The sequence below is a fragment of the Streptomyces sp. NPDC058000 genome (genome assembly GCF_042886435.1).
Lineage (GTDB): Bacteria > Actinomycetota > Actinomycetes > Streptomycetales > Streptomycetaceae > Streptomyces.
Genome location: NZ_JBHVQS010000082.1, coordinates 1 through 11,307 on the forward strand (window position 1 = coordinate 1; position 11,307 = coordinate 11,307).

The following is an 11,307-nucleotide window of genomic DNA, read 5'->3' on the forward strand; positions in this document are numbered from 1 at the left end:
GGGGTGTGCCGGACGTAAAGCGCAGCAGTCCGGCACACCCCAACCCCACAGGCCCGGCACCGCGGCCGAACAGCCCGCGCAGCGGACCCGGCTCGCCGCAGGCGAAACGGCGCCGCACCCGGCAACGTACGAGCCAGCCCCGCGCAGCGGACCGGCAGCGGACCCGCGCCGTGGGCGCAAGAACGCGAACTCCCGCGGTGGGGCGGCCGACAGCGTGCGGGGCCAGCCAAGCGCAGCGACAACGTGGGGAGCCGTCAGCGTTCGCTGTCCAGGTGGGACATTTGGGCCGCCGGGTAGCGGGCGCCGGCGGCGGCGCCGGCGGGGATGGCCTGTTCGATGGCGGTGAGGTCGGTGGGGGTCAGGGGGGCGTCGAGGGCGCCGAGGGCCTCGGTCAGGCGGTCGCGGCGGCGGGCGCCGATGAGGGGGACGATGTCCTCGCCGCGGGAGAGGACCCAGGCGATGGCGGTCTGGGCGACCGTGATGCCCTTCTCGTCGGAGATCTTGCGGAGGGCGTCGACCAGGTCGAGGTTGTGGTCGAGGTTCTCCCCCCGGAAGCGGGGGGACATGCCGCGGAAGTCGTTGGCGGCCAGCTTGCGGTCGCGGCTGAAGTGGCCGCTGATCAGACCGCGGGAGAGCACGCCGTATGCGGTGATGCCGATGCCCAGTTCGCGGGCGGTGGGCAGGATCGCGTCCTCGATGCCGCGGGAGAGGAGGGAGTACTCGATCTGGAGGTCGGAGATCGGGGCGACGGCGGCGGCTCGGCGCAGGGTGTCCGCGCTCACCTCGGAGAGGCCGATGTGGCGGACGTGGCCGGCCTCGACCAGTTCGGCGATGGCGCCGATGGTCTCCTCGATCGGGACGTCGGGGTCGACGCGGGCGATCCGGTAGATGTCGATGTGGTCGGTGCCCAGCCGCTGGAGGGAGTACGCGGCGAAGTTCTTCACCGCGGCGGGGCGGCCGTCGTATCCGCTGAAGCCGCCCTCGACGGTGCGCAAGGCGCCGAACTTCACGCTGGTCAGGGCCTTTTCGCGGGAGGCGGCGGGGGCCGTGCGGAGGGCTTCGTTGATGAGCAGTTCGTTGTGGCCCATGCCGTAGAAGTCGCCGGTGTCGAGCAGGGTGATGCCTGCTTCGAGGGCGGCGTGGAGGGTGGCGAGGGATTCGGCGCGGTCGGCGTCGCCGTAGAGGGCGGACATGCCCATGCAGCCGAGGCCGAGGGCGGAGGTCTGCGGGCCGCTGGTGCCGAGGGTGCGGGTCTGCACGTCGTGCTCCTGGGAGGAGAGGGGTGGGAGGAGGGAGGCCGGCGAGCTCGGGGGCTCGTCGTGCTGTGCATCCAGCTTCGCATGACGGCTGACAGATTTCAATATTTGTCATTCGTAAGGGTGAAGGGGGGTGCCGGCGGACCGTGTTTGGGGTGGCTTCGTTGCAGCTCAGCGCATGGTGCGGGGCAGGCGGAGGCCGAGCAGGGTGGTGCCCAGGACGATCACCAGCTGGGTCAGCAGGGCGGCGAGGAGCGCGTCACGGATACCGACGGAGGGCAGCAGGGAGAGGAAGAGCGTGCCGAGCGTTGCCACGCCCAGGGCCAGGCCCGACTGCTGGGTGGTGACCATCACGCCGCCGCCGACCCCCGCCTGCGCCACCGGCAGCTCGCTCAGCACGATCCGCATCACCACCGGCAGCAACAGCCCCTGGCCGATGCCCAGTACGGTCATGCTCGGGGCGAGTGCGGCGACCGGGATGGCGGGCCAGCCCGCCTGGACGGTCAGTGCCAGGGCGAGGAGTCCGGCGCCCTGGATCAGCGAGCCGGTGATCACCACCTTGCGCCCGAAGCGCTGCACCAGCCGGGGGCCGGCCAGCGAGGCGAGGAAGAAGGCGACGCAGAGCGGGAGCAGCGAGAGGCCCGCGGCCAGTGGCCCGTAGTGCAGTCCGCTCTGGAGGGCGACCGCCACCACGAACATGAAGCCGCCGAAGCCCAGCGAGAACGGGACCATCATGGTCAGGCCGCTGCGGACGGAGGGGATGCGGAAGAGCGAGAGCGGCACCAGCGGGGTCCGGCCGGTGCGTTCGGCACGGCGCTCCACGGCCACGAACGCCGCGGCGGCGAACGGGAAGACGGCCAGCAGCAGCCAGGACCACAGGGGCCAGCCGGCGGCCCGGCCCTCGGTCAGCGGCAGCAGCAGGGTGATCAGCGCGGTGGCGAGCAGGGCGGTGCCGGCGCCGTCCACGCGGCTGGGGTGCGGGGAGCGGCTCTCCGGCACCGTTCGGGCCGCGAGCAGCCAGGCCGCGGCGGCGATCGGGACGTTCACCAGGAACACCGCGCGCCAGCCGCTGCCCGCCAGGTTCACCGAGACCAGCAGCCCGCCGAGCACCTGGCCGACGGCGCTGGAGACCCCGGCCGTGCCGCCGTAGAGGCTGACGGCCTTGGCGCGCCGCTTGCCGGTGGTGGCGGCCTGGATGGTGGCGAGTACCTGGGGCAGCAGCAGTGCGGCCGCCGCTCCCTGGGCGACCCGGGCGGCCACCAGGGTCCAGGCGTCCGGGGCCAGCCCGCAGGCGAGCGAGGTCAGTCCGAAGGCGGCCAGTCCCCACAGGAACAGCCGGCGCCGGCCGGCCATGTCGCCGAGCCGGCCACCGAGCACCAGCAGGGTGGCGTAGGCGACGCCGTAGCCGGCCACGATCATCTCCAGCATCGCGGGGCCGGCGTACAGATCGCGGTCGATGGTCGGCAGGGCGACGTTGACGATGAAGAAGTCGATCATCGGGAGGGCCGCGCCCAGCAGGACGGTCAGCAGGCCCAGCGGCGTCAGCATCGGGGCGGCCGTCGGGCGGGTCGGGGCGGCTGCGGGCGGGAGGGTGGACGGGGTGGTGGGGATGGTGGAGGCTATGGGGGTTTCGCTCACGGAGATGAGCATCCTGGCTTACTCAGCCGGGTACCAGAGTGTCCTTATCCTGGTATCAGTGCTACCTGGCAACTGGCTTTGTACTGAGGCAGGCTGGACCCATGACCGTGGATGTGACCGAGGCCGTCAGGGCGGCCCAGCCGGGTGCCGGGGCGATGCCCACCAGGAGCACGACGGGGCCGGCGGGCGGCGCCGGGCACCGTGCCGACGACGCGGTCCGGCGGGTGGAGCTGGCCGCCTTCCTGCGCAGCCGGCGCGAGCGGATCACCCCCGAGCAGGTCGGGTTGCCGCGCGGCACCCGCCGCCGCACACCGGGGTTGCGCCGCGAGGAGGTCGCGCAGCTCGGCGCCGTCGGCGTCACCTGGTACACCTGGCTCGAACAGGGCCGGGACATCCACGTCTCCCCGCAGGTGCTGGATGCTGTCGCCCGCGCTCTGCTGTTGGACCGCGCCGAGCGCAGCCACCTCTTCGCCCTGGCCGGGGCGGTCGATCCGCTGCCGGGCAAGGAGTGCACCGGCATCCCCCGGGCGCTGCGGGAGATCATCGACGGGCTCGCGCCGTATCCGGCCGCCGTCCACAACAGCCGGTTCGACATCCTCGCCTACAACACCGCCTACGGGCAGCTGATGTGCGACCTGGACGCGCTGCCCGACGAGGACCGCAACTGCATGTGGCTGGCGTTCACCCATCCCGGGTGGCGGGCGATCCTGGTCGACCGGGAGGCCACGGTCCGCACGATGACCGCCAAGTTCCGCGCCTCGATGGCCGAGCACATCGCGGAGCCGGGGTGGAAGGCGCTGGTGGCCCGGCTGGCGGAGGCGTCGCCGGAGTTCCGCGAGATATGGGCGCAGCACGAGGTCGAGCGGCCGACCAGCGCGGTCAAGGTCTACCGGCACCCGGTCGTCGGCGTCCTCCAGCTGACCAGCACCAATCTGTGGCTGGGGCCCAACACCGGCTCGAAGGTGCTCACGTACACGCCGGTGGACGAGGCGTCCCGGGAGCGCCTCGTGGAGTTGGCGGAGTTGGCGCGCACGACGGTGCCCGCGGCGGCCGTGGCGCCGACCGCGTAGGACGCAGGACGATCCGCAGGGCCGGTCCGGGCGTCGTTACGAGCCGGTGCTCGCCCGGCTGTGGTCGTGCGCCGTCTCGTCCTCGAAGAGGGCGGCGGTGCGCTGGGCGGTGGCCGCGGCCCAGCGGCCGGTGGTCAGGGCGCCGAGGAGGAGGATGGCGCCGCCGCAGCCGGTGATGATCCACCAGGCCGGGTGGGCGGCGGCCAGGAACTCGGGGCGGGTGGCGCCGGCGTGTGCACCGCCCGCCAGTACGGCGCCGATCACCGCGACGCCCAGTGACTGCCCGACCTGCCGGCTGGTGGAGGCCACGGCCGCCGCGACGCCCGCCTGGGTGCGCGGCATGCCGGACACCGCGGTATTGGTGATCGGCGCGTTGACCAGGCCGAATCCGATGCCGAAGAGGACGTATCCGGTGAAGAGCAGGGCGGGGGCCGACTCGGTGTTGAAGGCCGCGAAGAGGGCGCCGCTGGCCGCCATCGCGCAGCCGGCCAGCAGGAGCGGAAGCCGTGGGCCGCGGCTGCCGACCAGCCGGCCGGAGAGCGGCGCGAAGACCAGCGTCATCCCGGCCATCGGCAGCATGTACAGGCCGGCGTCCAGGGCGGACAGGCCGCGGATGTTCTGGAGGTAGAGGGTGTTGACGAACAGGAAGCCGCCGAGCGCGGCGAATGCGCAGACCGCTATCACCGTCGCGCCGCCGAACGGCGCGCTGTGGAAGAACCGCAGGTCGATCAACGGCTCCCGGCGCCGCCGCTCGTAGCCGATCAGGGTGGCCAGGGAGACCATCGCCACCACCGTGAACGCCAGGATCTCCGCCGAGGTCCAGCCGGCCTCCGGGGCCTCGATGATCGCGTACGTCAGCGAGCCGAGCAGCGTGATCACCAGCAGTTGGCCCACCGGATCGACCCGGCGCGGCCGGGGGGCGCGGGACTCGGGCACGTAGCGGGAGGTGAGGAAGAGCGCCAGGGCGCCGATCGGCACGTTGATCCAGAAGATCGAGCGCCAGCCGACGCTCTGCACCAGCAGCCCGCCGATCACCGGCCCGGCGGCCATGCTGATGCCGACCACCCCGCCCCACACCCCGATGGCGCGGGCCCGCTCCCGGGGGTCGGTGAAGGTGTTGGTGATGATCGACATGGCGACCGGGTTGAGCATCGAACCGCCGACCGCCTGCACCATCCGGAACGCCACCAGCCACCCCAGGTCGGGTGCCAGGCTGCACAGCAGGGAGCCGAGCGAGAAGACCACCAGGCCGGCCATGAAGACCCGGCGGCGGCCCAGGCGGTCCGCGGTCGAGCCGGCGAGCATCAGGAGCGAGGCCAGCACCAGGGTGTAGGCGTCGATCGTCCACTGCATCCCGGAGACCGAGGCACCCAGTTCGTGCTGCATCGACGGCAGGGCGACGTTGAGGACGGTGTTGTCGAGGCTGACGATCAGCAGGCTCATGCAGCAGATCGCCAGGACGAGCAGACGCCGCCGACGGCTGAGGTCAGGCATGGTTGAACGCTACAACGATCCGGCCCGGACGGCCCCGGGCGGGGCCCCCGGCCGGGTGCGGGACAATGGGGACCATGAGTTCGCTGCAGATCGGTCCGCACACGGTGCAGCCCCCCGTGGTCCTGGCCCCCATGGCCGGTATCACCAACGCCCCGTTCCGGACGCTGTGCCGGGAGTTCAGCGGCGGCAAGGGCCTCTTCGTCAGCGAGATGATCACCACCCGGGCACTGGTCGAGCGCAACGAGAAGACCATGCAGCTGATCCACTTCGACGCCAGCGAGCGTCCGCGGTCGATCCAGCTGTACGGCGTCGACCCGGTCACCGTCGGCAAGGCCGTCCGCATGATCGTCGAAGAGGACCTGGCCGACCACATCGACCTCAACTTCGGCTGCCCGGTCCCCAAGGTCACCCGCAAGGGCGGCGGCTCCGCCCTCCCGTACAAGCGGCACCTGCTGCGCGCCATCCTCCGCGAGGCGGTCACCGGCGCCGGTGAGCTGCCGGTGACGATGAAGATGCGCAAGGGCATCGACGACGACCACCTCACCTACCTCGACGCCGGCCGGATCGCCGTCGAGGAGGGCGTCACCGCCATCGCCCTGCACGGCCGCACCACCGCCCAGCACTACGGCGGCACCGCCGACTGGGACGCCATCGCCCGCCTGAAGGAGCACGTCCCGGAGATCCCGGTGCTCGGCAACGGCGACATCTGGTCCGCGGACGACGCGGTGCGGATGATGCGGGAGACCGGCTGCGACGGCGTCGTGGTCGGCCGCGGCTGTCTTGGCCGCCCCTGGCTCTTCGGCGACCTGGTCGCCACCTTCGAGGGCACGGGCGCCCCCCAGGCACCTGGTCTGCGCGAGGTCGCGGCCGTCATGGTGCGGCACGCCACCCTGCTCGGGGAGTGGCTGGGCGACGAGGCCCGCGGCGTGATCGACTTCCGCAAGCACGTCGCCTGGTACCTCAAGGGCTTCGCGGTCGGCTCCGAGATGCGCAAGCGGCTGGCGATCAGCTCGTCGCTGGCCGAGCTGGCGGAGGGGCTGCACGAGCTCGACCTGGACCAGCCGTGGCCGATCGGCGCCGACGGCCCGCGCGGCCGGACCTCCGGCAACAACCGCGTGGTGCTCCCGGACGGCTGGCTGCGCGACCCGTACGACTGCGTCGGCGTCGGCGAGGACGCCGAGCTGGACACCTCCGGCGGCTGACGACCGGACCGTCGCGAGCGGGCCGTCGCGAGCGGGCCGTCGCGAGCGGGCCGGGCCGGGGCGCCGCAGCGGCGAGCCTGCGGACGATGAGTACCGGAAGGCCGTGGCCCGCGGCGGGCCACAACGCCCGCACCGCGGGGGGACGGTGACGGCGCTGCGCACCCTGGTCCTCGTGCCCGTCCCCCCGCCCCCGGGCCCCCGTCCCCCTGTCCACCGCCGGCCGCGTCGGCGAGCGGCTGGCCGAGCGGTGCCAGTGGCCCGATGAGCCGCTGGTCGCCCCGGCCGCTCGGTATACGACCCCGGGCATCGAGGTGACGTTCCCGCAGGCGGCGAACTATGGCCTGATACGGGCGCCCGGTGCGCCGTGGTCGGTCCGCCGCCGATCGACGCTCGGCACGCGCCTCTCGCCGCACGGGGCGACGCTCCCGGAACGCCCTCCCGGTACGCCCTCCCGGAGCCAACGCCGCAGGTGCTGCGGGTCCCCTTCGCCGGGGGCGATCCGGAGCTCCCGGTGCGGTCCGGTGCCGACCCGGAGCGGCGGGTGGCCGGATCGCGTGCCGAGCCGTCCGCCGTACGGGAACGGGCCCGCGTTTCGGTCGACGCGTTTCTTGATCACATCGCGGCGGAGGGTCCAAATGATGGACCGGCGTCACACATGAGCGCGTGATTCTCGCCACCCCTGATAGGGGTTGCGCTCAGATGAGCACTTGAGGGTGGGCTCCACCTCTCGCAAATGTGGCACCCGGTGCCACCCGCCATCCGTTCAATCCATCAAGTGAAACATGGCTTTCCGTAGTGATGCCCGCCCAGGCGACTGCGGAGCGCAATGATGCATTCAGGTAGTAAACGATGGTGGAAGTGCATGATCACATTGGATCTGCTGGCGGACGCCGGGTTACGCACGTATGTCGACCAAGTGGACGTACCCATACGCCTTCGATCTGGGTATGTTCCTCGCCGTCAGGGCAGCCCGTCGGCGAGGAGTCAGACCCGTGCCGGAAACACAAGATCCCCACGTAAGCCAGTCTTCTTCCGTGAAGTTCGTCTACGACTTCACCGAGGGCAACAAGGACCTCAAAGACCTCCTCGGTGGCAAGGGCGCCAACCTCGCGGAGATGACCAACCTGGGGCTTCCCGTCCCGCCCGGCTTCACGATCACCACTGAAGCCTGCAAGGTCTACCTGGAGAGCGGCAACGAGCCCGCGGCACTCCGTGCCGAGGTCTCCGAGCACCTCGCCGCCCTTGAGCAGAAGATGGGCAAGCGGCTCGGCCAGGCCGACGACCCCCTGCTGGTTTCGGTGCGTTCCGGGGCGAAGTTCTCCATGCCCGGCATGATGGACACCGTCCTCAACATCGGCCTCTCCGATGCGTCGGTTTCCGGCCTCGCCACGCAGGCCGGCGACGAGCGGTTCGCCTGGGACTCCTACCGCCGCCTGATCCAGATGTTCGGCAAGACCGTGCTGGGCGTCGACGGCGAACTCTTCGAGGAGGCCCTGGAGGACGCCAAGCACACCAAGGGCGTCACCGTCGACGTCGACCTGGACGCCGCCGACCTCCAGGCGCTGGTCGACAACTTCAAGCAGATCGTCACCAAGGAGACCGGCCGGGACTTCCCCCAGGACCCCCGCGAGCAGATGGACCTCGCCGTCCGCGCGGTCTTCGACTCCTGGAACACCGACCGCGCCAAGCTCTACCGCCGCCAGGAGCGCATCCCCGGCGACCTCGGCACCGCGGTCAACGTCTGCTCCATGGTCTTCGGCAACCTCGGCCCCGACTCCGGCACCGGCGTCGCCTTCACCCGCGACCCGGCCAGCGGCCACCAGGGCGTCTACGGCGACTACCTGCAGAACGCGCAGGGCGAGGACGTCGTCGCCGGCATCCGCAACACGGTCCCGCTCGCGGACCTGGAGTCGATCGACAAGGCGTCGTACGACGAGCTGATGCAGATCATGGAAACGCTCGAAACGCACTACAAGGACCTGTGCGACATCGAGTTCACCATCGAGCGCGGCAAGCTGTGGATGCTCCAGACCCGGGTCGGCAAGCGCACCGCCGGCGCCGCCTTCCGCATCGCCACCCAGCTCGTCGACCAGGGCCTGATCGACGAGGCCGAGGCCCTCCAGCGGGTCACCGGCGGGCAGCTCGCGCAGCTGATGTTCCCCCGCTTCGACCTGGACGCGAAGTCCGAGCTGATCGGCCGCGGCATCGCCGCCTCCCCGGGCGCGGCGGTCGGCAAGGCCGTCTTCGACTCCTACACGGCCGTCAAGTGGTCGCGCTCCGGCGAGAAGGTCATCCTGATCCGCCGCGAGACCAACCCCGACGACCTCAACGGCATGATCGCCGCCGAGGGCATCCTCACCTCCCGCGGCGGCAAGACCTCGCACGCCGCCGTCGTCGCCCGCGGTATGGGCAAGACCTGTGTCTGCGGTGCCGAGGAGCTGGAGGTCGACACCAAGACCCGCAAGCTGACCACCAAGGACGGCACCGTCATCGAGGAGGGTGACGTCGTCTCCGTCGACGGCTCCACCGGCAAGGTCTACGCCGGCGAGGTCCCGGTCGTGCCGTCCCCGGTCGTCGAGTACTTCGAGGGCCGGATGCACGCCGGTGCCGACGACGCCGACGAGCTCGTGCAGGCCGTGCACCGGGTCATGGCCTACGCCGACCGGGTCCGTCGCCTGCGGGTCCGCGCCAACGCCGACAACGCCGAGGACGCCGCCCGCGCCCGCCGGTTCGGCGCCCAGGGCATCGGCCTGTGCCGCACCGAGCACATGTTCCTCGGTGAGCGCCGCGAGATGGTCGAGCGGCTGATCCTGGCCGACACCGACGCCGACAAGGACGCCGCCCTCGCCGAGCTGCTGCCGCTCCAGAAGGCCGACTTCATCGAGCTGTTCGAGGCGATGGACGGCCTGCCGGTGACCGTCCGCCTCCTCGACCCGCCGCTGCACGAGTTCCTGCCCGACATCACCGACCTGTCGGTGCGCGTCGCGCTCGCCGAGGCCCGCCACGAGAAGCACGAGAACGACCTCCGGCTCCTCCAGGCCGTACACAAGCTGCACGAGCAGAACCCGATGCTGGGTCTGCGCGGCGTCCGCCTGGGCCTGGTCATCCCCGGCCTGTTCGCCATGCAGGTGCGGGCCATCGCCGAGGCCGCCGCCGAGCGCAAGAACGCCAAGGGCGACCCCCGGGCGGAGATCATGATCCCGCTGGTCGGCACCGTCCAGGAGCTGGAGATCGTCCGCGAGGAGGCCGAGCAGGTCATCGCCGAGGTCGAGCAGGCCCGCGGCGTCAACCTCAAGCTCACCCTCGGCACCATGATCGAGCTGCCCCGCGCCGCCCTCACGGCCGGTCAGATCGCCGAGTCCGCCGACTTCTTCTCCTTCGGCACCAACGACCTCACCCAGACCGTCTGGGGCTTCTCCCGCGACGACGTGGAGGCCAGCTTCTTCACCGCGTACCTGGAGAAGGGCATCTTCGGCGTCAGCCCGTTCGAGACCATCGACAAGGACGGCGTGGGCTCCCTGGTCCGCAGCGCCGCGGAGGCCGGCCGGGCCACCCGCCCCGACCTCAAGCTCGGCGTCTGCGGCGAGCACGGCGGCGACCCGGAATCGGTCCACTTCTTCCACGAGGTCGGCCTGGACTACGTCTCCTGCTCCCCGTTCCGCATCCCGGTCGCACGACTGGAAGCGGGCCGGGCGGCGGCCGAATCCCAGGGCAGCGACAGCCGCTGACCCTCGGGGCACAAGCCCCCACACCCCCGGAACCGGCGGCGGGCACACCCTGCGACCCTCAACGCCCGCCACCCACTCCGGCACCCCAACGAGGGCGGCACCTGTGCGGAGGTGCCGCCCTCGGTTTTGCGGTCTGTGACGATCCCCGAATGTGGCGCCTGACGTGCAGGAACTACTCGCAGTGATTGCCGTCGTTTTCGGGGTCTTCCTGGTCCTTGTGCCCTCGTTGTGCCCTGTGGCGCGGAGACAGGGCACACGAAGCCCCGGCCCGTCGCGGTGAGCGGCGGGCCGGGGCGTATCTGCTCGACGGTCGTCCAGCCGATTGGCCACGGGGCGTAGCCAACGTGCGGCACGATGCGATCCCGAACGAGAATGTGTCGCGAGGGGCGGTATCGCCCAGCAAGGCCGCTTCCGTTTTCCCTTCTGATCCGACCCAACGGCGGGCGTCCACCAGCACCCCTGGGGAGGTGTTGACCGCCTCCCCAGGGACTCTGTGAAGTCGAGAACTGAGTCTTGAGAACGCACAGTGCTCAGCTGGCGCCCTGTGCATGGGTCGCCGGCCGGTCTTTGCCGCGCGAACGATCGTCATTCCGCAGTCTGGTCGTGGCCACCGGCTCTGCTCTTCCAGTGGGCGACGTTGGAATGGGCAACGTGTGTGTGGGGATGGTCGGGGCCCAGCACACGCTCGGTGTCCTGGAGCAGCTCAGCGAACGCGAGCGCCGCCCCCGCCGCATCCCCGGCCTCGCCCCGAAAGGAAGCAAGGTGGGAGCGCACGGTGAGAGTGTGGGGGTGGTCCGGGCCCAACACCCCCAGCATGTCCGCAAGCAGCTTGGCCAACGCGGTCGCCGCCCCCGCTGCATCTCCGGCCTCCCCCCCGCCGGTAGGCCGCGTTGGAACGAGCGACGAGAGTGTCGGGGTG

General features: G+C 71.4%; 7 protein-coding genes. 3 read left to right on the forward strand and 4 right to left on the reverse strand.

The features are described from left to right. Window positions 1-254: 254 nt before the first annotated feature. Window positions 255-1,259: an aldo/keto reductase gene (locus ACFVT2_RS39690; protein WP_390026354.1), complete on the reverse strand. Its 1,005-nt coding sequence runs from the start codon at window positions 1,257-1,259 to the stop codon at window positions 255-257. 168 nt (window positions 1,260-1,427) lie between these two features. Further along, complete coding sequence (locus ACFVT2_RS39695; protein ID WP_390026356.1) at window positions 1,428-2,906, reverse strand: MFS transporter; 1,479 nt, start codon at window positions 2,904-2,906, stop codon at window positions 1,428-1,430. Between the two features lie 89 nt (window positions 2,907-2,995). Here ACFVT2_RS39695 and ACFVT2_RS39700 point away from each other — a divergent pair, with 89 nt between their 5' ends. Continuing rightward, entirely contained in the window at window positions 2,996-3,964 is a 969-nt protein-coding gene (locus tag ACFVT2_RS39700) for a helix-turn-helix transcriptional regulator (RefSeq protein WP_390026359.1), read from the forward strand. A gap of 36 nt (window positions 3,965-4,000) precedes the next feature. Here the strand turns inward: ACFVT2_RS39700 and ACFVT2_RS39705 are convergent, their stop codons facing one another. Continuing rightward, window positions 4,001-5,458 carry an MFS transporter gene (locus ACFVT2_RS39705; protein ID WP_390026361.1) on the reverse strand — a complete coding sequence of 486 codons (1,458 nt, stop codon included), beginning with the start codon at window positions 5,456-5,458 and terminating at the stop codon, window positions 4,001-4,003. Between the two features lie 65 nt (window positions 5,459-5,523). Between ACFVT2_RS39705 and dusB the strand changes: the two genes are divergently transcribed. Next, window positions 5,524-6,660 carry a tRNA dihydrouridine synthase DusB gene (dusB, locus tag ACFVT2_RS39710; protein WP_390026363.1) on the forward strand — a complete coding sequence of 379 codons (1,137 nt, stop codon included), beginning with the start codon at window positions 5,524-5,526 and terminating at the stop codon, window positions 6,658-6,660. 1,034 nt (window positions 6,661-7,694) lie between these two features. Then, complete coding sequence (gene ppdK / locus ACFVT2_RS39715) at window positions 7,695-10,388, forward strand: pyruvate, phosphate dikinase (RefSeq protein ID WP_390026366.1); 2,694 nt, start codon at window positions 7,695-7,697, stop codon at window positions 10,386-10,388. Between the two features lie 585 nt (window positions 10,389-10,973). On the opposite strand, the gene ACFVT2_RS39720 is transcribed toward ppdK, so the two are convergent. Continuing rightward, complete coding sequence (locus ACFVT2_RS39720) at window positions 10,974-11,204, reverse strand: tetratricopeptide repeat protein (RefSeq protein WP_390026410.1); 231 nt, start codon at window positions 11,202-11,204, stop codon at window positions 10,974-10,976. Window positions 11,205-11,307 lie beyond the last annotated feature (103 nt).